Genomic DNA, 19,080 nt, shown 5'->3' with positions numbered 1-19,080 from the left:
AAACGGATAGCTTGATGCAAGATATGAAAGATAAAAAAAGAGCAATGGGGCGAGGTTTGGGTGCTATTTTGAGTGCCGAATCTAAAGCCGCCGTAAACTCTGCAACAGATGAGGGCGCCGATAAATTTGTAGGAAATATCGTAGAAGTTTCAATCGAAGACATCTACCCAAATCCTACGCAGCCAAGAACGTATTTCGACGAAAAAGCTCTAAACGAACTTTCACAGTCGATTAAAAATCTTGGAATCATTCAGCCGATCACACTTCGCAAAGAAGGTGAAAAATTTGAGATTATTTCTGGGGAAAGAAGATTCCGGGCGAGTAAAATTGCAGGTTTAAAATCGATTCCGGCATATATCCGTTTGGTAAATGACCAGGAATTGCTCGAGATGGCTTTGGTGGAAAATATCCAGCGTGAAGATCTTGATGCCATCGAAATTGCTCTTACCTATCAAAGGCTTTTGGATGAAATAGGAATGACGCAGGAAAACCTGAGTCAGCGTCTGGGCAAGGACCGAAGCACGATTACCAACAGCATTCGTCTTTTGCGCTTGAGCCCGGATATTCAGAATGCCATTAGAAGCGGAGAAATTTCTGCCGGTCATGGTCGCGCGATTATCAGTTTAGAAAATCCGGAACTTCAGCAGATTCTGTTTGATAAAATTGTAAAAGAACATTTGAATGTAAGACAGACCGAACAGGCTTCTGCCGAACTGAAAAATGCGAAAACTCCTGCGCCTAAAACAGCGAAACCAGAGCTTTCAAACAATTTTAAAAGAGCACAGAAAACCCTTTCTGATATTCTCGATGTGAAAGTGGAAATAAAAACTGCCGGAAACGGAAAAAAAGGAAAGATTGTTCTCGATTTTAAAAATGAAGAAGAGCTCGAATTTATTCTTTCGCATATTAAATAGATGAAAAAACTCCTTTTTCTTTTACCGTTTTTTCTCTTCGCATTCAGCTCTGCTCAGGTAAGGCCGAATGATACGATTCGTGTAGAATATTATCCGAAAGACAGTATTCCTGCGGCCAAACCACAATCTCAGACTGAGGTGGTAAATGAGATTGAAAAGGTAAATGCGCCTGGAGTAAAAATCCGTCCGACCAAACTTAATCCGACACGCGCAGGTTTATATTCTGCAGTTTTGCCAGGTTTGGGCCAGGTTTACAACAAAAAATACTGGAAACTTCCTATTGTTTACGGCGCTCTGGGGACAACCGTCGGCATCGCACTCTGGAATCAAAATCAATACAAAAAAAACCGCGGATATTTTATCGCAAAACTCAACGGAACACCAAATGAGTTTGTCGACAACAATCCAAATATTGATAAAATCGCACTGGGAAATGCACAAGACCGCTCAAAACGTCAGCGTGATTACGCAATTGCGATTACCGGTTTGGTATATATTTTAAATATTGTCGATGCTGTTGTAGACGCGCATTTATATGAGGGCAGAAAAGATCCTGATCTGAGTTTTACACCTGCCGTTATTTATGATGAGATTGGTAACAAACCGCCTAAAACCGGTTTAAGCCTAAATTTTAGATTTTAAAAAAATGAAGATTGCACTGGTAGGTTACGGAAAGATGGGTCAGATTATTGACGAAACTGCTCAGAAAAGAGGTCACGAAATTGTCGCCCGATTAAAACAGAAACCGACAGCTGAAAATCTTAACGGAGCAGATGTTGCGATCGAATTTTCTCTTCCTGAAGCAGCTTTTGACAATATTAAAATCTGTCTTGAAAACAAAATTCCGGTGATCTGCGGAACGACCGGCTGGCTTGATAAAAAGGCAGAGATCGAAAAAATTGCCGTCGAAAATGACAGCGCGTTTCTTTATGGATCCAACTTCAGCCTTGGCGTCAATCTCTTTTTTGCTCTAAACGAAAAACTGGCGAAGCTTATGAGAAATATAGATTCTTATAATTGTCAGCTTGAAGAAATTCATCACATTCACAAACTTGATGCGCCGAGCGGAACGGCGATTTCGCTCGCTGAGGGAATTATTAAGAATTCTGAGAAGTTTGACGCATGGAAACAGGAAGACACTCAGGAAAATCATCTTGGGATTTTTTCGATCCGTGAAGATGAAGTTCCCGGTACGCACAGCGTATTTTACCGAAGTGAAGTAGATGAAATAGAAATAAAACACACGGCTTACAACCGAAACGGTTTTGCGCTAGGTGCCGTAATTGCAGCAGAATGGATTTTTGGTAAAAAGGGAAATTTCACCATGAATAATGTTTTAGGACTTTAAAAATGTAACAAAAAAAGGATGCCGCAAACTAATACAGCATCTGCAGATAAAAACTAATCAATCAGCAAAGAAAAAATTATGAATTATTTTCTAACATACGCAGTTTACGTTCTCATTTTGTCTTTACTGATGGGGATTTCCACGTGGAAACTGTTTAAAAAAATGGGATACAATCCGGTTTTTGCGTTTGTTCCTTTTTATAATTATTTTATTATTTTAAAAGAAACTGAGCATCCGAAGTGGTGGGCAGTTTTGGCTTATCTGCCGATCGTGGGACCGATCATGATGTCTGTTTTTCATTTATATTTAATGAAGAAATTTGGCAAAACACTTTTCAAAGATCAGATTCTTACGGTTTTGCTGCCGTTTATTTATATGGCAACCGTCAATTATTCTAAAGATGCTGAGGTGTATACCGAAAACGATTTATACTTAACTGATGCTGAAAAAAATGAAAAAAAATCTGATTCTTTTGCAGGCTCGATTACTTTTGCGGTAGTTTTCGCAACCATCATTCACGTTTTCATTACGCAGCCTTTCGGAATTCCGACAGGATCGATGGAGCGTACACTGCTTGTGGGTGATTTCCTTTTTGTGAATAAATGGAGCTATGGTTACCGCTTGCCGATGCGACCGGTGGCGATTCCTTTTCTGCAAGGAACAGTTTATGATTTTCAGAAAGACGGAAACCCAAAAAACGATGGTAAATCTTATGTAGAAGGAATTAAACTTCCGTATGAACGGATTTTTCAGTTTAACAAACCTCAGAAAAATGATATTGTCGTTTTCAATTATCCGCGCGATTCTGTGCATACAGCAATCGACCGGATGGATCCTTACGTAAAAAGATGTGTGGCGGTTGCCGGCGATACGTTTGAGATGCGAAACGGTAGAATGTTTGTAAATGGAAAAGCAGAGAAATATCTGGGCGATCAGGAAACACAGCACAGATATATTATCACTGCGGGAAGTCAGATTGATATTCCGGCATTATATAATATTTATGGCTTTTTACCTGTACAAGAAGGTCAGAATGATAAGGGACAGATCATTTATGCTTTTCAGGGTTTGACGGATAAAATCGCAGCTGAAATTAAGCAGCTTCCACAGGTTTTAGAAATGAAGGAAGATATTCAGCCGAAAGGTGAAGCTTCAATTGCGTACCGCGATCAGACCAGAACCAAAATTGATACAACAAATTCTATTTTTCCGATTAACAGTGGCTGGAATCAGGACCAGTACGGTCCGTTGAAAATTCCTAAAAAAGGTGATGTTGTGGAAATTAACGAAAAAACACTTCCAGAGTTTCAGTGGATTATCAAAAATTACGAGCATAATACACTTGAAAACAGAGGTGGAAAAATTTTTATTAACGGAAAAGAAGCCAATCAATATACAATTAAACAGGATTATTACATGATGGTCGGCGATAATCGTGATGCTTCTTTGGATGCGAGATTTTTTGGTTTCGTGCCAGAAGAAAATATAGTCGGAAAACCAATGTTTACGTGGATGAGTTTGCAGGGCGCTTTCAAAGACAGCAGTTCGTCTTATCAGGCGCCTTTCAAAGTTCGCTGGGACAGAATGTTTAAAGCAGCAAATACCGGTGAAGCAAATAAAACTTCGTACTGGTGGGTTGCCGCAATGATTTTGATTCTTTTCTTCGGCTGGGAATATTTTATGAAATTATTCAAAAAGAAAAAAGCTGAAGACGATTTATAAAATTTAACATCATGAAGTATTTGAAAAAGTACTTCATTTTTTTACTATGAAAAACATTCTTTTACCCATATTCTACCTTCCGCCAGTCTCGTGGTTTTCTGCTTTTCTTGATCAGGAAAATGAAATCACTTTTGAAAAGTTTGAAAATTTCCCGAAGCAGACTTTCAGAAACCGCGCAAATGTTTTCGGCGCTAATGGGACACTTTCACTCATTATTCCAATTAATCATAATGGCAAAAGAGAATACAGGGAAACCGAAATTTCGTATCGCGAAGACTGGCAGAAACTTCACTGGAAATCAATCAAAACTGCCTATCAGAGTTCCCCTTATTTTGAATATTACGAAGATAAACTGGCTCCGATTTTTTTACAAAAAGAAAAATTCCTTCTCGATTTTAATCTGAAATCTTTAGACATTATTTTAAAAATTTTAAAAACTGAAAGAGATTTCACCTTCACTGAAGAATATTTCCGGGAGCCGGAACAGATAGATATGAGAGAAAGTTTTTCAGCAAAGAAACCTTCAGAATCGGCATTGGAAGAATATTATCAAACCTTCAGCGACAAACATGGTTTTATAAAAGATTTGTCGGTTATCGATCTGCTCTGTAACAAAGGACCGGAATCTGCTACTTATCTTAGAAATATTAAACAAGAATATTAACATGAAAAAGGTATTATTGGCTGCAGTTTTTTTTGCAGGTTTAGGTTTCAGCAATGCTCAGGGCACAAAGGCTGAAACTACAAACGATAAAGATCTTATGACGTGGTATCATAAAGATTTTTCAACAACAAATGTATACGGTGTAAATACCGATAATGCATATAAATTCTTAGAATCAAAAGGTTTAAAACCAAAAAATGTTATTGTTGGAGTTCTCGACAGCGGCGTGCAGGTAACTCATCCTGGTTTGGCTAAAAATATCTGGACGAATGTAAATGAAGTTCCGAATAACGGAAAAGATGATGATGGAAACGGATATATCGATGACGTACACGGATGGAATTTCATCGGTGGAAAAAACGGTGATATTGATGTAGACAACATGGAAGTTACGCGTGTTGTAGCTAAATACAAGCCTGTTTTCGAAGGTGAAGATTCTGCAAAAAACAAAGCGAATCAGGCAAAAATGCCGGAAGAATTTGCGATGTATATGAAGTCTAAAGAACTTTTCAGCAAGAAAAGTATTGATGCCAAGCAAAATTACCAGCGTTTCAGCACACTGAATGATGCGGTTCCTGCAATGATCAAAGTGATGGGCGGAAAGACTTTAACCAAAGAAAATCTTGCTACTGTAAAACCTGCTGATCAGAAAGAAGCGATGGGATTACAGGTTTTAAATAATCTGGTTCAGAACCCTGAATTTGCCGGAAAAACACCTGCAGAAGTTGAAGTTTTAATCAGAAAAGAACTTAAAGGTGCTTTAGATCATTTCGGTCCGATGGCAAAGCAGTATGATACAGATTTTGATCCGAGAAAAGAGATCGTTGGTGACAACTACGATGATTATTCTGAAAAAAAATACGGAAACAACCATTATCAGGGTCCGGATGCAACACACGGAACGCACGTTGCAGGAATTATTGCTGGAACTCCACAAGGTTCTGAAGTGCAGTACGGAATTGCTTCTAAAGTGGCGAAGATTATGACGGTTCGTACTGTTCCAAATGGTGATGAACGTGATAAAGACGTTGCAAACGCAATCCGATATGCCGTTGACAACGGTGCGAAAGTTTTGAATATGAGCTTCGGAAAACCTGTTTCTCCAGGTAAAAACGTGGTTTGGGATGCATTTAAATATGCTCAGGATAAAAATGTATTGTTGGTAAAAGCTGCCGGAAACGAAAATGAAGATGTTGCCGAGCATTTAGCTTACCCGACTAATTTCAAAAATATAACTGATGCGACACCGTTCGTAAACAATGTTTTAGTTGTTGGAGCAAGCACAAACAAAAACAGTGCTTTGAGAGCAGATTTTTCAAACTATAACAAAACAATGGTAAACGTTTTTGCTCCTGGTGAAGAAATTTATTCTACCGTTCCGGAAAATAAATACGAATATCTTCAGGGAACCTCGATGGCATCGCCGGTAGTGGCAGGTGCAGCAGCAGTTCTTTTGGCGTATATGCCGGATCTTAAACCTTCTCAGATTATAGAAGCTTTGGTGAAAAGCAGCAACGCAACCAACGAAAACGATTTTGGTAAATATTCTCAGGCTGGAGGTGTTATTGATGTAAAAAAAGCTGCAGAATATGCGTACAACAATTTTTACACAGGAAAATCGAATTCTAAAACGAAACCTGCGAAAGCAAAAAAGAAAGTGAAAGCATAGTAATATGTTGAATTTCAATACAGCTCGCGATTGCGGGCTTTTTTTATGGAAAATCTTGGCACGGTTTTTTGTTATAAGTGTTTAAAATATAAACTACGTTATGAAAAAATTACTTCTAGCAGGTATCCTGGGAACATCGCTGTTAGCGACATCTTGTTCGGGTGTGAAAAACGCAGGTGCTGCACAGGGCAACAGAGCCGAGTTTTTGAAAATGAAAGGAACATGGCAGATCACAAGCATCGATTATGATAAAAATTACAGCATTAAGCCATTCGATGAAGGTGCAGATGCGCAGTGTTTCGTTGGAAGTATGTGGACTTTGGTTCCAAACAACTATACCGGAACTTATATGCTGAATGGCGGAGGAAACTGCCCGACATTAACCCAACCTATAAAATTTGAGGTAATGAACGGGAACACCTTTATGTTTAAAAAAGTTGCCGACGGTACAAAACCAAAGCAAAATACGATGGGATATTCTCTGACGTTGGTAAGTCAGACTGAGAATATGCTCTCATTAGAGCAAAACGTACCGTTCGAAGGTTCAACTGTAAGAGTTGTTTACAACTTCCAGAGAACAGGTAAATAATAATCATTAAAAATTTAACAAAATGAAATATACAAAAACATATATAGCAGCCACTTTTTTATCAGCAACCATGTTTTTAACAGGTTGTGAGGCCGTAAAAAATTCAAACAATCAGCAGAGAGGAACTGCTGTCGGTGCAGCATCTGGTGCAGTACTTGGTGGCGTTCTCGGAAATAACGTTGGCCGTGGCGGAAACGGTGCTTTGGGAGCAGTATTAGGTGGTGTAATCGGTGGTGTTGCGGGTAACGTTATCGGACGAAAAATGGACAAGCAGGCGAAGGAAATTAAAGAAACACTTCCTGGTGCCGAAGTGGAAAGAGTAGGAGACGGGATTAAAATTACGTTGAATGAAAGTATTGTAAATTTCGCTTTCGATTCATCAGATCTTACCGCTACCGCAAAAGCTAACCTTGATAAATTGAGAACAGTTTTGGTAAATAACCCAGATACGAACATTAATATTTACGGTTATACTGACAGCAAAGGCGCGGATGATTATAATCAAAAATTATCTGAACGCAGAGCAAATGCAGTGAAAGCGTATTTAGCAGCACGAGGAATTGCCAACAGCAGAATGTTTGCGAAAGGTGAGGGTGAAAGTATGCCGGTAGCAACAAATGATACCGATGCCGGAAGAGCTTTAAACAGACGTGTAGAATTTGCGATTACAGCAAACGAAAAAATGATCAACGACTCTAAGAACGAGCAGTAATCGTTACAAAAGAAATTACTACAAACCGCTTCGGCGGTTTTTTTGTGCCTTTAAAGTGCGATAATTATCTTTGAAAATCACTACTTTTGCAACTGAAACAAAGCAAATGAAGAAATATCTTAAACTGCTGCGCGTCGAGCAATGGGTGAAAAATCTTTTTGTTTTCGTGCCGCTGTTTTTCTCAGGGAATATTAAAAATTTAGATCTTCTTTCTAAAAGTATTTTTGCTTTCGTTATCTTTTCTCTCGCGGCCAGTGTTGTCTATATTCTTAATGATTACAACGATATAGAAGCCGACCGCAAACATCCTGAAAAATGCAGACGTCCGCTCGCAAGTGGCGCGATAAATAAGAAAACCGCAATTTTTTTACTTATTGCGCTCATGGTTTTAGATATTTCACTGATCTTTTATGCGCAGTATTTGTCAGACGAAAGCCTCTGGAAATTCGCCGCGGTAATCGCGATTTATTTTCTGATGAATCTCGCATACACCTTCAAACTGAAGCACGTCGCCATCATCGATATTTTTATCATCGCAACGGGTTTTGTACTCCGCGTTTTGGCGGGCGGTTATATGACAGATATTAAAATCTCGCAGTGGGCGCAGCTGCTGACTTTCGTTTTAGCCTTGGTTTTAGCGATAGGAAAACGTCGGGGAGAGTTGATTAACGCGCAGGTTTCCGGCAAAACGAGACGTTCGCTTGATGGTTATAATGTGCAGTTTGCCGATATTACCTTATCGATTTCTGTCACGCTCGCCATCATCTGTTATCTCATGTTCACGCTTTCTCCAGAAGTTCAGGCAAGATTTCATGAGCGCGTATTTTTTACTGTAATTTTTGTTGTTTTTGCTTTTTTGAGATATCTGCAGCAAACTTTAGTTTATAACAGAACGGAATCACCGACCAAAATTTTTTACCGCGACCGCTACATTCAGATCACTTTAGTTCTTTGGGTTGCCGCATTTCTAATACAAATCTACTTTAAAAAATGAAACCAAATTTTATCCAAAAAGTAGCCAATTGGGGAAACTATCCCGTTGTGGAAAAAGAAATGAAGTCGGAAGACAGCTTCGCGAAGATCAAAGATTTTGTTCTCAATCACAAAGAAGTTATCGCGCGCGGAAACGGCCGTTGCTACGGTGATGCCTCACTTGGTGACGCTATTTTTTCCACTAAAAAATTAAATAAATTTATAAGTTTTGACCGTCTTAACGGAATTATAGAATGTGAATCCGGCGTTTTGCTTTCTGAAATTCTTGAAATCTGTGTTCCGCAGGGATATTTTCTGTACGTGACTCCAGGCACCAAATTTGTTTCTGTCGGTGGCGCGATTGCATCAGATATTCACGGGAAAAATCATCATTCTGAAGGTTGTTTTTCAGAATATGTTCTGGAATTTTCTTTAATGAAAGAAGATGGCGAAATCATTAAATGTTCGCGTGAGGAAAATCAGGAAAAATTTTGGGCAACCATTGGCGGAATGGGACTTACGGGAATTATTCTAAATGCGAAATTTAAGCTTAAAAACATAGAATCTGCCTACATCCGTCAGGAAAGCATTAAAGCAGAAAATCTTGATGAGATTTTTAAACTTTTCGACGAAAGCGAAAGCTGGACTTACACCGTTGCATGGATCGACTGTCTTCAAAAAGGAGATAAAATTGGCAGAAGTATTTTGATGCGTGGCGAACATGCTTTTTCTCACGAGTTACGCGGCGAACCTGCGAAAAAACCTTTACGGCTGAAGAAAAAATTTTCGCCTAATGTTCCTTTTTTCTTTCCGGGTTTTGTGTTGAATTCGCTTACTGTACTGCTTTTCAATTATTTTTATTATAAAAAGCAGGCTCAAAAAGAAGTTAAAAACATCATCGATTACGAAACGTTTTTTTATCCGCTTGATGCCATAAAAAACTGGAATAAGATCTACGGAACCGACGGTTTCATACAATATCAAATGGTGATTCCGAAATTAAACGGCAAAGAAGGAATGAAGAAAATCTTGGAAACGATTGCGCACAGTGGAAACGGATCTTTTTTGGCAGTTTTGAAACTTTTTGGGGATGAAAATCCTGAGGCATACAATTCTTTTCCGCAGCGTGGCTATACTTTAGCGCTTGATTTTAAAGTGAATTCAAAACTGCCGAAACTCATCGCCAAACTCGATGATATTGTGGAAGAATTTGGCGGAAGAATTTATCTTACCAAAGACAGTATGAGCCGCTCTTCGCTCACCAATTATCTCAAAAATGTGCAGAACTCGAAGTTTGTTTCGCTGCAGCACAAAAGAATTTTAAACAACCAATAGAAAATGATTGTTCTGGGAAGTACGTCGGAAGTGGCGCAGGCTTTTGTAGAAAAGTGTCTGCAGGAAGGCGAAAAATACGAGCGAATTTATCTGCTGACCTCAAATCGCGAGACGACGGAACGTTTTGCGCGTCATATCGACGTGAAATTTCTGCAGCAATCGGAGATTATTGAGATTGATCTGATGAAAGAAATTAACTATCATCAGCTCGATCATATTACTTCTCAACTGCTTTTTTGTGCGACCGGTTTTCTTGGTGAGAGCACAGAAGATTCTTTGTACGACAATAAAAATTCGGAGAGAATTATCAATATAAATTACGCGAAACTTGTTCCTTTACTGAACTATTTTGCACACAAATTTGAAAATCAGCGTTCCGGAACGGTTATCGGACTGTCATCGGTGGCGGGCGAACGCGGAAGGCAAAGTAATTTTATTTATGGAAGCGCTAAAGCTGCTTTTACCGCTTATCTGAGCGGACTTCGTAATTATCTTTTCGATAAAAAAGTTCATGTAATGACTGTGAAACCCGGTTTTATGGACACAAAGATGACTGAGGGTTTACCGCTTAATCCAAAACTTACGGCAACGCCAATGCAAGCCGCAGAATGTATTTATAAAGGATATTTAAAGGAAAAGAATGTTATCTATGTGCTCCCTATCTGGGGCTTGATCATGCTGATTATAAAAAATATACCGGAATTTATCTTTAAAAAATTAAAACTGTAACTGATGAAAAAGCTTTACTGTTTTGATTTCGACGGAACGCTTACACACGGCGATACGATGTTTCTGTTTCTGAAATTTTACAATCCGGCCAAATTCAGGTGGCAGTTTTTAAGGCATATTCCACTTTTTATCTTGCTTAAACTGAAACTTGCACAGACGGAAAAGGTGAAAAAAAGTTTTGTCGGATCGATCTTAAAAGGTCAGCCGCAACATAAACTTGAGCAGAAATCAAAGATTTTTTTTGATGAATATTTTTCAAAGATCATGAGGCAGAATGCCCTTGATTTTTTGGCGCAAAGAGATCTTCAAAATACAGAAAGCTTACTGGTGACTGCGTCGCTGGATATTTGGGCAAAACATTTTGCGGATAAACTGAATATGAAGCTGGTTTCGACCCGCGGAGAGATTAAAAACGGAGTTTTTACAGGAAATTTTATCGGTAAAAACTGCAATGGCGACGAAAAATTAATCTGCATTAAAAAAGAAATTGAAGGGAAGAAATACGATAAAATCATCGCTTTCGGAGATACTTCCGGCGACAGGGCAATGTTAAAATGGGCAGATGAAGGTCATTACCGTTTTTTTCATTAATTTTGGATGATAATTTTTCCTTTTCTTAAATCTTAATACTCACATTTTAAAATGAATAAAATATATCTCGACAATGCCGCAACGACACCGCTTTCTGAGGAAGTTATCGATGCGATGGTAGATGCCATGAAAATGAATTTTGGAAATCCTTCTTCCACGCACAGTTTTGGACAGGAAGCTAAAATTCTGATCGAAAATGTGAGAAGGCAGGTTGCAGAGTATCTGAAAGTGTCGCCAGCTGAGATTATTTTCACGTCTTGCGGTACAGAATCCAATAATATGATCATCAAATCGAGTGTTACTCATTTGGGTGTTGAAAGGATTATCAGCTCGCCGATGGAGCACAAATGTGTTTCGGAAAGTATTTTGGATATGAAATCGCGGAAAGGTGTTGAGGTGGCTTACATTCGTCCGAATGAGAAAGGTGATATTGATATGAATAGGCTGGAAGAATTACTAAAATCTTCCGACAAAAAAACTTTGGTAAGTTTGATGCACGCCAATAATGAGATCGGAAATCTGATTAATCTGAAAGAAACCGCGGAACTATGTAAAAAGTACAACGCGCTTTTTCACTCAGATACGGTGCAGACAATGGCACACATGGATCTTGATTTTTCTGACATTCCGGTTGATTTTGCTTCTTGCAGCGCACACAAATTTCACGGACCAAAAGGCGTTGGTTTTGCATTTTTAAGAAAAAGCAGCGGTCTGAAAGGAATTATTACAGGTGGTCCGCAGGAAAGAAGCCTACGCGCGGGAACAGAAAATGTATGTGGTATTGTAGGTTTGGGTAAAGCTTTAGAACTTTCCATCAATCACATGAATGAGTACAGAAACCAAATGGAAACTGTAAAACAATACGCGATCGACAGATTGTCAGCAGAAATTCCGGGCGTAAAATTTAACGGAAGAAGTGCAGAACTCAATAACAGTCTGTACACTGTAGTAAGCGTACTTTTGCCTTATAAGAATCCTTTAATCGGATTACAGCTCGATATGAAGGGCATCGCTATTTCTCAGGGAAGTGCGTGTTCTTCTGGAGCTTCGAAACCTTCGATGGTAATGATGATGGTGCTTTCAGAATATGAAATGGATGACTGTACGCCGCTCAGAGTTTCTTTCAGTCATTTGACCACAAAAGAAGAAATTGATGTGTTGGTTGATGCCTTAAAAGAAATTTCTCATGATTTTGTTATAGAGAAAGCCGATGCTGAGCATAGATAGCGTTATCAGAAAAAAGTGTTAATTTTGATCTTATAATTTAAATAAAATATATAAAATGGCTTTAGAGATTACAGACAGTTCGTTTAAAGAAACAGTTTTAAATTCAGATAAACCGGTATTGGTAGATTTCTGGGCAGTTTGGTGTGGCCCTTGCCGTACTTTGGGACCGATCATTGAAGAGGTTGCTACCGATTTTGACGGTAAAGCAGTTGTAGGAAAGGTAGATGTAGACAACAATCAGGAAATTTCTATGCAGTACGGAATCCGTAATATACCTACAGTTCTTATCTTCAAGAATGGTGAAGTGGTTGAAAAACTTGTTGGAGTAACGCCTAAAGAAGTGATCGCTGAGAAACTGAGCGCTCATTTATAAAATAATAGCTTTGATAATGAATGCTTTCCAATGCGGAAAGCATTTTTTTTATATGAAAACTTGCAGATTTACATAATTGTTGTATTTTTGCAACCACAATAAACAAGGCATTTGCCGAAGATATTGTTTGAGATCCGGTAGTTCAGCTGGTTAGAATGCCGCCCTGTCACGGCGGAGGTCGCGGGTTCGAGTCCCGTCCGGATCGCAAAAAGTTTACAATTTACTTCAAAAAAATTGATCCGGTAGTTCAGCTGGTTAGAATGCCGCCCTGTCACGGCGGAGGTCGCGGGTTCGAGTCCCGTCCGGATCGCAGAAATCTTCTATTTTTATAGAAGATTTTTTTTGTTTTAACAGATGCCACATGTGAAATATTGGGTCTGATATTTGTATCATCGGTACAAACCATATTAAACACATGAAAACTTTTCGGCTGACCAGAATCTTATCTATTTTTTTTCTTATTGCTCTTTCCATAACTTCCTGTAAAAAGGATGAAAAACAAAAAGATTCTGACCGCAGCAACAATCCTCTAACTGATATTTTAAAAGGTCCTGAAAAAGATTCGGCAAAAGCTGAAGAGAAGGTCGTTCAGAAAGAATCGAAGCCGCCGGTAATGCAGGAGAACGGATTTTATAATGCCTTCGTTATTCCTAAAGAAAAAAAAATGCGTGATTCTATGTTCAGTGTATTTGCAAAAAAATATAATGAGCGTGAACGCTACGCCATTTTAGCCTTAAACCGACTTGATAGCAGAAGTAAATGGAATGCAGATACGCTTGTTGTTCCCGCAAAAATAGACACTACTTTGATGTCTTATTCACCTTTTCCTATGCAGATTGATGTATTGTCCGGTGTGAAAAAGTTTGTGATTTTTTCATATCCTATTCAGGCTTATGGCGTTTATTCAAACGGAACTTTGGTAAAGTGGGGGCCAACAAGTATGGGAAAAAAATCAGCGCAGACAAAAAGAGGTTTAACATTTGCCAACTGGAAGAAAAAACTTGCAATTTCAACCGTGAAGAGCGAGTGGAAATTACCTTATAATTTTAATATCTGGAATTCCGAAGGTATCGGTTGGCATCAGTATGATTTGCCTGGTTATCCAGCTTCACACTCATGTTTACGTCTTTTACTGAATGATGCAAAATGGCTTTATAATTATGCTGACACCTGGATTTTAAATCCTGGTGGAGCAACCACAAAAGCAAAAGGAACTGCCGTAATCGTTTTTGGTGATTACGGATGGGGAAAAAGAAAACCATGGAGAAATCTTCTTGATGATCCAAATTCAAATAATATCTCAGTGGAGCAGATGACGAAAATTATCGAACCGCATGTTGAGCGAATGATTAAAGAACAGACTAACCGTGAGACAGTTTCAGATTCAATAAAAGCGGCTAAATCAGTTATCGATGAGCCAAAAGAAATATCTGCAGCAGAACAACCAGCTACAAATCCATAATCTTTTCATCTGGTAGTGTCGATTCTTCGGCAAATCTGCGAAGTTTCGTCATTTCGTCTTTTGCTTTATTCTGTCCGATTCTTGCAGCGGCATAAGTTGCGGCAATGCATGCCAGCATAACAAAAGAAGCCGGTAAAGCCCAGGGAAATTCATGGCTGTCGATTTGATTTTCTACATAATACATTGTAAAAAATGTCATCCAAAGAATAGTGAACAGAAAGTATAGAAACATAAAAAATGTCCAGACAGAAGAACTCGGTCCAAAAATCCCACGTATGACGATCTGATCATCTTCCTGCTCAGTGCGAAGTGATAAGTTGGGTTTCCAGTAATCATCTTCTTTCGTTTTTACACAGATTGTCGCCAGTTCAATATTTACGTTTCCTGCAAATTCCTGTTGGTGCTCATCCAAATAATGCTTCAGATTTTCGGCATATTCTTCTTTTGTAAGTGTTGTAAACATTTTAAACCGCGGGCGGTTTCTTATTTTATCTAAAGTCGTTTCCTGTGTCTGCATTTTATTCTTGGTAAGGTATTGGGTCTTCTAAAGTAAATTGTATTGGCAGTAGCCGGTTTTTTCTTTCCACAATCATCGAGATGGTTTTTCCTTCATCAGATTTCATTATTTCGATAATCTTCTTTAATGTCATTTCGGAAGTTTTACGGCCATTGATGCTGATTAACTTGTCGCCTTTCTCTAAACCGGCTTTGTCACCCGGAGAATCTTTTCTAACCCCGGCGACCGAAAAAACAGGTTTTAAAACAAAACGGTACTGCACATTATTATTGATGATAGGAACAGCACTACTGGCATCTTTAGGTTTGCTTTCAAGTGTAAGAATATCTTTTTCCCATTCTACGCCGACCTGCTCAAAATCTAAACCACTCATATTAAAATGAAAAGGTTCGTCATAAGCTTTATTTTTTCGCAGATAAAGTCTGTGATTCGGATAATCGAAACCTACGGTAAATCTCCGCATAATTTCTCCTCCTACAGAACCTTTTCGGCCATCTACAAGAATAACGTGCTTAATAGAATTTTCGTCAGGCATTGCCATCAAAGGTTTTTCAAATGAAAAACCGGCTATTGAAAAATTGAAGATCCTGCTTCTTTTACCAAAAATATCACCGTTAAATCCTCTTCCGAGGTAATCATCAATGCTTGGTTTTTTGTTGATAAATGGCGAGGCTACTGATGGGAAAATCCAGAGTGCGTCGCTGTTTCCGAGATCAATTAAAAGTTTTGAGGTAGGTTCCGACAGATTTTTTGAAACATCTACATCAGAAAGTGCGTACGGTTTATTCTTTTCGATACTGATTGGAAGCGTTTTAAACTTTTTTATTTTTCTCAAAAATGTGTTTTCATCATTAAAAACGGTAATTTTTTTTGTCTGATAATTAATAATTAGCGCATGATTTTTAAAAAAATGGTAGCCGAGAATACCGTTTACCGGAATTCCGACGTGCGACGAAATATTGATTCCCTGATCTAGAAGTATGTAAAGCGCACAGGAATTGTTGACGAAATTTTTTGCAATCACTGCAGTGTTAAGATCAGATTTGTAGCCCTGAATACTGGCGCTACTTCCCAAGCCTGAAAAGTTCAATTTTTCTAAATTTTCAAGTTTCATTTCTTTGTCTTCCAGACTGAAAATGGTTGTTTCAGAAACGCCGGTATCAAGCAGAAAGGTGAGGGAAACTCCATTAATCGTAACAGGAACAAAGATTAAATTATTAATTAGCTGAAAAGGAATAGTGACTTGGTTGCCTTCTTTTATTTCAAAACTGTTCTGTGCATTTGGGAAAATGCTGATCAGTAGAAATAAAATGGCTGCAAAGGGTTTCATTGTATGAATTTACTTAAAATATGATTACGGTCACCTTAAATTATCATACATCAAGCGTAAAAATATTTTTGCAGTGTAGATTTACATAAAAGTAAAATTAATGGAAAAAACAAATGTTTTATTAAACGGAATCCGTGGCGAAGTGCAACTGTTTTCGGATGATGTAAAAGCCGGTAAAATGGATATCTCGGTCTTGCGCGACAAACTCGCAGTATATCATACCGAAGTCGATTCTGCTTTTGAAGGAAGAGGTTTTGCGAAAATTTTACTTGAGAAACTTGTGTCTTATGCGGAAGAAAATAATCTGAAAATCGTTCCGCTTTGTCCGTATGTTCACGCGCAGTTTAAAAGAAATCCTGAAAAGTATAATTATATCTGGTTTAAAGAATCTTTGTAATTTTAAATTCTACTATAAGTTTTTTTCCATGGTTGCGGCGGCGAAGCCGCCGCAACCATGGAAAAAAAACTTCGCAAATTGCGAAGCTTACAAAAATCTGTGGAAATTATTCTATCATGTTATCGCGTGTATTTTTCTGCACGGCAATCGCACCGAAAAGAGCCAGAAGAAAGCAAAACCAACGATGTAGGCGATAATGCCCGCACCTAATGCTAGTCAGGATGCAGGCTCGGAGGCATCTGATGCTTTTTGTGTTGCGTTGATTTTGTTTTCCTGTTAATTTGTATTAAATATATAGTTTCTATGTCAGTAAATGAATGCTGAGAAGGATATTACCGCTGATTTTGGATTACTAAAGATGAGAAGTTTATAATTAGATAAGAAATCACCTAATAGCCCCGATAGAAACGACATCCGTTTTTGCTTTTTCTTCAATTTTCTTTTACTGAGAAAATATAATGAAGGAAAAAAGATGCAGTGGATAGCGGGAATTGCTTCAAATAAAATTCGGAGGCAGCATAATTACTTCTGAAAATTTCCTACAATGGCAAAACCTGTTTTCCGGATTTTTCGTTGATGATCAAAGCCGCCGCTTCGTAAAACGCAAAAGATCCGCAGAGAATTCCTTCGTAACCGGCGATGGTGTGAATATTTTCATTGCCTGTAAAACTTGCCGCCGAGAGTAATGCGAAAAGAATGACCAGTGAACCAAAAATGAGTTTTCCGATGGTATTTCCTTTCAATGTTGCGATAAAAAGAGCAAAGGTGAAAATGCCCCATATTGCTAAATAACATCCCATAGAATTGCCGTCAGGTTTTGCCACGCCAATTAAAGGCAGAAGCCAAAGCGTGACGAGAGAAATCCAGAAAAAACCGTATGATGTAAATGCAGACATGGCAAAAATATTTCCTTTTTTCCATTCCATAATTCCGGCGATTACCTGTTGCAGGCCTCCGAAAAAGATTCCCATTCCCATAATCATAGCATTGAGTTCAAAAAATCCAGCGTTATGAATGTTGAGTAAAATAGTGGTCATTCCGAAACCGAAAAGTCCTAGTGGTGCCGGATTGGCTGTGGTGTCTTTTATGATTTGCTCCATAAATAATTTAGATTATATGGTTATTGTTTTATGTAAATATAAAAAAAAACTCTCCAAAAAATTGGAGAGTTTATGATGTATAAGATTAAAATCTTAGTATCTGTAATATTCCGGCTTGTATGGTCCTTTCACATCAACGCCGATGTAATCAGCCTGCTCAGTAGAAAGAACTTCCAACTCTACGCTTAATTTCTTAAGGTGAAGCGCTGCTACTTTTTCATCTAAATGTTTTGGTAACATATAAACTTCGTTTCCGTAAGCTTCAGAATTTGTCCAAAGTTCGATTTGAGCTAAAGTCTGGTTAGAGAAAGAGTTAGACATTACAAAACTTGGGTGACCTGTTGCACAGCCAAGGTTTACCAATCTACCTTCTGCAAGGATGATCACTTCTTTACCTTCTTCCAAAGTATAGATGTCAACCTGTGGCTTCACTTCAGATTTTGTGTGACCGTAGTTTTCGTTTAACCAAGCCATATCAATTTCGTTATCGAAGTGACCGATGTTACAAACAATCGCTTTATCTTTTAATTTTAAGAAATGTTCTTTTCTTACGATATTGAAGTTACCAGTTGTAGTGATTACGATATCCGCGTTATCTACTACAGTATCTAATCTTTTAACTTCAAAACCGTCCATTGCAGCCTGTAAAGCACAGATAGGATCGATTTCAGTAACCGTAACGATAGAACCAGCACCTCTGAAAGAAGCGGCAGTACCTTTACCAACATCACCGTAACCGCAAACTACCACTCTTTTACCAGCCAACATAATATCTGTAGCTCTTCTTACAGCATCTACAGCAGATTCTTTACAACCATATTTGTTGTCAAACTTAGATTTAGTCACTGAATCATTTACGTTGATTGCAGGCATTACCAAAGTTCCGTTTTTCATTCTCTCATACAATCTGTGAACTCCGGTTGTCGTTTCTTCGGAAAGACCTTTGATACCAGCCGTCAGTTCTGGATATCTGTCGAAAACCATATTGGTCAAATCGCCACCATCATCCAAGATCATATTTAATGGCTTTCTGTCTTCACCAAAGAAAATAGTCTGCTCGATACACCAGTCAAATTCTTCTTCATTAAGACCTTTCCAGGCGTAAACAGGAATTCCTGCAGCAGCAATAGCGGCAGCAGCATGATCCTGAGTTGAAAAAATATTACAAGAAGACCAGGTAACATCAGCGCCCAAAGCAACTAAAGTTTCGATCAAAACTGCAGTCTGAATCGTCATATGAAGACAACCCGCGATTCTTGCACCTTTTAAAGGCTTAGACGGACCGTATTCTTCGCGAATCGCCATCAAACCTGGCATTTCAGCTTCAGCTAATGTAATTTCTTTTCTTCCCCATTCTGCAAGGGCAATGTCCTTCACTTTGTAAGGCATGTATTGTGTTGTAGTGCTCATATTCAATGTTGTATATTTT

20 protein-coding genes and 2 tRNA genes are annotated in these 19,080 nt (G+C 38.5%); 18 read left to right on the top strand and 4 right to left on the bottom strand.

What is annotated here, in order from left to right; all coding sequences use genetic code 11:
* The first annotated feature begins 23 nt into the window (after window positions 1-23).
* From ASG01_RS10225 to ASG01_RS10145, 17 genes are all read left to right on the top strand, one after another.
* Entirely contained in the window at window positions 24-914 is an 891-nt protein-coding gene (locus ASG01_RS10225; protein WP_055863606.1) for a ParB/RepB/Spo0J family partition protein, read from the top strand.
* Window positions 915-1,556, top strand: coding sequence for a DUF5683 domain-containing protein (locus ASG01_RS10220; RefSeq protein WP_055863348.1), 642 nt, complete (start codon window positions 915-917; stop codon window positions 1,554-1,556). It abuts the gene before it with no gap.
* A 4-nt stretch (window positions 1,557-1,560) separates the two neighbouring features.
* Complete coding sequence (dapB, locus tag ASG01_RS10215; RefSeq protein WP_055863346.1) at window positions 1,561-2,262, top strand: 4-hydroxy-tetrahydrodipicolinate reductase; 702 nt, start codon at window positions 1,561-1,563, stop codon at window positions 2,260-2,262.
* A 78-nt stretch (window positions 2,263-2,340) separates the two neighbouring features.
* Window positions 2,341-3,984: a signal peptidase I gene (gene lepB / locus ASG01_RS10210; protein ID WP_055863345.1), complete on the top strand. Its 1,644-nt coding sequence runs from the start codon at window positions 2,341-2,343 to the stop codon at window positions 3,982-3,984.
* Between the two features lie 46 nt (window positions 3,985-4,030).
* Window positions 4,031-4,648: a WbqC family protein gene (locus ASG01_RS10205; RefSeq protein WP_055863342.1), complete on the top strand. Its 618-nt coding sequence runs from the start codon at window positions 4,031-4,033 to the stop codon at window positions 4,646-4,648.
* 1 nt (window position 4,649) lies between these two features.
* On the top strand, window positions 4,650-6,317 hold the full coding sequence (locus ASG01_RS10200) for a S8 family serine peptidase (RefSeq protein ID WP_055863340.1): 1,668 nt from the start codon (window positions 4,650-4,652) through the stop codon (window positions 6,315-6,317).
* Between the two features lie 100 nt (window positions 6,318-6,417).
* Window positions 6,418-6,906: a lipocalin family protein gene (locus ASG01_RS10195; protein ID WP_055863339.1), complete on the top strand. Its 489-nt coding sequence runs from the start codon at window positions 6,418-6,420 to the stop codon at window positions 6,904-6,906.
* Window positions 6,907-6,928: 22 nt separating this feature from the next.
* Window positions 6,929-7,618: an OmpA family protein gene (locus ASG01_RS10190; protein WP_055863337.1), complete on the top strand. Its 690-nt coding sequence runs from the start codon at window positions 6,929-6,931 to the stop codon at window positions 7,616-7,618.
* A 106-nt stretch (window positions 7,619-7,724) separates the two neighbouring features.
* Window positions 7,725-8,612 carry a decaprenyl-phosphate phosphoribosyltransferase gene (locus ASG01_RS10185; protein WP_055863335.1) on the top strand — a complete coding sequence of 296 codons (888 nt, stop codon included), beginning with the start codon at window positions 7,725-7,727 and terminating at the stop codon, window positions 8,610-8,612.
* Complete coding sequence (locus tag ASG01_RS10180) at window positions 8,609-9,925, top strand: FAD-dependent oxidoreductase (protein ID WP_055863333.1); 1,317 nt, start codon at window positions 8,609-8,611, stop codon at window positions 9,923-9,925. Before ASG01_RS10185 ends, ASG01_RS10180 begins: the two co-directional genes overlap by 4 nt.
* A 3-nt stretch (window positions 9,926-9,928) precedes the next feature.
* Window positions 9,929-10,654, top strand: a complete 726-nt coding sequence (locus ASG01_RS10175; protein ID WP_055863331.1) for an SDR family NAD(P)-dependent oxidoreductase — start codon at window positions 9,929-9,931, stop codon at window positions 10,652-10,654.
* A 3-nt stretch (window positions 10,655-10,657) separates the two neighbouring features.
* Window positions 10,658-11,245 carry an HAD-IB family hydrolase gene (locus ASG01_RS10170; RefSeq protein WP_055863329.1) on the top strand — a complete coding sequence of 196 codons (588 nt, stop codon included), beginning with the start codon at window positions 10,658-10,660 and terminating at the stop codon, window positions 11,243-11,245.
* Between the two features lie 51 nt (window positions 11,246-11,296).
* Window positions 11,297-12,472 (top strand): cysteine desulfurase family protein, encoded by a 1,176-nt coding sequence (locus tag ASG01_RS10165; RefSeq protein ID WP_055863327.1) that lies wholly within the window; start codon window positions 11,297-11,299, stop codon window positions 12,470-12,472.
* A 55-nt stretch (window positions 12,473-12,527) separates the two neighbouring features.
* Window positions 12,528-12,845: a thioredoxin gene (gene trxA / locus ASG01_RS10160; protein WP_055863325.1), complete on the top strand. Its 318-nt coding sequence runs from the start codon at window positions 12,528-12,530 to the stop codon at window positions 12,843-12,845.
* A gap of 131 nt (window positions 12,846-12,976) precedes the next feature.
* A tRNA-Asp gene (locus ASG01_RS10155) sits at window positions 12,977-13,050 on the top strand.
* A gap of 31 nt (window positions 13,051-13,081) precedes the next feature.
* A tRNA-Asp gene (locus ASG01_RS10150) sits at window positions 13,082-13,155 on the top strand.
* Window positions 13,156-13,260: 105 nt separating this feature from the next.
* Window positions 13,261-14,307 carry a L,D-transpeptidase gene (locus ASG01_RS10145; protein WP_055863323.1) on the top strand — a complete coding sequence of 349 codons (1,047 nt, stop codon included), beginning with the start codon at window positions 13,261-13,263 and terminating at the stop codon, window positions 14,305-14,307.
* Here the strand turns inward: ASG01_RS10145 and ASG01_RS10140 are convergent.
* Window positions 14,294-14,824, bottom strand: a complete 531-nt coding sequence (locus ASG01_RS10140; RefSeq protein ID WP_055863321.1) for a hypothetical protein — start codon at window positions 14,822-14,824, stop codon at window positions 14,294-14,296. The two genes, ASG01_RS10145 and ASG01_RS10140, sit on opposite strands and share 14 nt — an antisense overlap.
* 1 nt (window position 14,825) lies before the next feature.
* On the bottom strand, window positions 14,826-16,154 hold the full coding sequence (locus tag ASG01_RS10135; RefSeq protein WP_055863319.1) for a PDZ domain-containing protein: 1,329 nt from the start codon (window positions 16,152-16,154) through the stop codon (window positions 14,826-14,828).
* 100 nt (window positions 16,155-16,254) lie between these two features.
* Between ASG01_RS10135 and ASG01_RS10130 the strand changes: the two genes are divergently transcribed.
* Entirely contained in the window at window positions 16,255-16,551 is a 297-nt protein-coding gene (locus tag ASG01_RS10130; protein ID WP_055863317.1) for a GNAT family N-acetyltransferase, read from the top strand.
* 539 nt (window positions 16,552-17,090) lie between these two features.
* On the opposite strand, the gene ASG01_RS10125 is transcribed toward ASG01_RS10130, so the two are convergent.
* Together ASG01_RS10125 and ahcY are read right to left on the bottom strand one after the other, a co-directional pair.
* The gene (locus ASG01_RS10125; protein ID WP_055863315.1) at window positions 17,091-17,651 is read right to left on the bottom strand and encodes an acetate uptake transporter; all 561 of its coding nucleotides are present in this window, start codon (window positions 17,649-17,651) and stop codon (window positions 17,091-17,093) included.
* A 93-nt stretch (window positions 17,652-17,744) separates the two neighbouring features.
* The gene (ahcY, locus tag ASG01_RS10120; RefSeq protein WP_055863313.1) at window positions 17,745-19,061 is read right to left on the bottom strand and encodes an adenosylhomocysteinase; all 1,317 of its coding nucleotides are present in this window, start codon (window positions 19,059-19,061) and stop codon (window positions 17,745-17,747) included.
* Window positions 19,062-19,080 lie beyond the last annotated feature (19 nt).

The organism is Chryseobacterium sp. Leaf180, from assembly GCF_001424585.1.
Lineage (GTDB): Bacteria > Bacteroidota > Bacteroidia > Flavobacteriales > Weeksellaceae > Chryseobacterium.
Note: the sequence above shows the minus strand (reverse complement) of the source record. Positions and strands in the feature narration are given on the sequence as shown.

What these genes read in the sequence shown, in the direction of transcription:
- trxA (WP_055863325.1), top strand. Translation starts at nt 12,528, where the DNA reads ATGGCTTTAGAGATTACAGACAGTTCGTTTAAAGAAACAGTTTTAAAT.
- ASG01_RS10195 (WP_055863339.1), top strand. Translation starts at nt 6,418, where the DNA reads ATGAAAAAATTACTTCTAGCAGGTATCCTGGGAACATCGCTGTTAGCG.
- ahcY (WP_055863313.1), bottom strand. Translation starts at nt 19,061, where the DNA reads ATGAGCACTACAACACAATACATGCCTTACAAAGTGAAGGACATTGCC.
- ASG01_RS10170 (WP_055863329.1), top strand. Translation starts at nt 10,658, where the DNA reads ATGAAAAAGCTTTACTGTTTTGATTTCGACGGAACGCTTACACACGGC.
- ASG01_RS10205 (WP_055863342.1), top strand. Translation starts at nt 4,031, where the DNA reads ATGAAAAACATTCTTTTACCCATATTCTACCTTCCGCCAGTCTCGTGG.
- ASG01_RS10175 (WP_055863331.1), top strand. Translation starts at nt 9,929, where the DNA reads ATGATTGTTCTGGGAAGTACGTCGGAAGTGGCGCAGGCTTTTGTAGAA.
- lepB (WP_055863345.1), top strand. Translation starts at nt 2,341, where the DNA reads ATGAATTATTTTCTAACATACGCAGTTTACGTTCTCATTTTGTCTTTA.
- ASG01_RS10190 (WP_055863337.1), top strand. Translation starts at nt 6,929, where the DNA reads ATGAAATATACAAAAACATATATAGCAGCCACTTTTTTATCAGCAACC.
- ASG01_RS10130 (WP_055863317.1), top strand. Translation starts at nt 16,255, where the DNA reads ATGGAAAAAACAAATGTTTTATTAAACGGAATCCGTGGCGAAGTGCAA.
- ASG01_RS10140 (WP_055863321.1), bottom strand. Translation starts at nt 14,824, where the DNA reads ATGCAGACACAGGAAACGACTTTAGATAAAATAAGAAACCGCCCGCGG.
- ASG01_RS10200 (WP_055863340.1), top strand. Translation starts at nt 4,650, where the DNA reads ATGAAAAAGGTATTATTGGCTGCAGTTTTTTTTGCAGGTTTAGGTTTC.
- ASG01_RS10180 (WP_055863333.1), top strand. Translation starts at nt 8,609, where the DNA reads ATGAAACCAAATTTTATCCAAAAAGTAGCCAATTGGGGAAACTATCCC.
- ASG01_RS10125 (WP_055863315.1), bottom strand. Translation starts at nt 17,651, where the DNA reads ATGGAGCAAATCATAAAAGACACCACAGCCAATCCGGCACCACTAGGA.
- ASG01_RS10220 (WP_055863348.1), top strand. Translation starts at nt 915, where the DNA reads ATGAAAAAACTCCTTTTTCTTTTACCGTTTTTTCTCTTCGCATTCAGC.
- ASG01_RS10145 (WP_055863323.1), top strand. Translation starts at nt 13,261, where the DNA reads ATGAAAACTTTTCGGCTGACCAGAATCTTATCTATTTTTTTTCTTATT.
- ASG01_RS10135 (WP_055863319.1), bottom strand. Translation starts at nt 16,154, where the DNA reads ATGAAACCCTTTGCAGCCATTTTATTTCTACTGATCAGCATTTTCCCA.
- ASG01_RS10225 (WP_055863606.1), top strand. Translation starts at nt 24, where the DNA reads ATGAAAGATAAAAAAAGAGCAATGGGGCGAGGTTTGGGTGCTATTTTG.
- ASG01_RS10165 (WP_055863327.1), top strand. Translation starts at nt 11,297, where the DNA reads ATGAATAAAATATATCTCGACAATGCCGCAACGACACCGCTTTCTGAG.
- ASG01_RS10185 (WP_055863335.1), top strand. Translation starts at nt 7,725, where the DNA reads ATGAAGAAATATCTTAAACTGCTGCGCGTCGAGCAATGGGTGAAAAAT.
- dapB (WP_055863346.1), top strand. Translation starts at nt 1,561, where the DNA reads ATGAAGATTGCACTGGTAGGTTACGGAAAGATGGGTCAGATTATTGAC.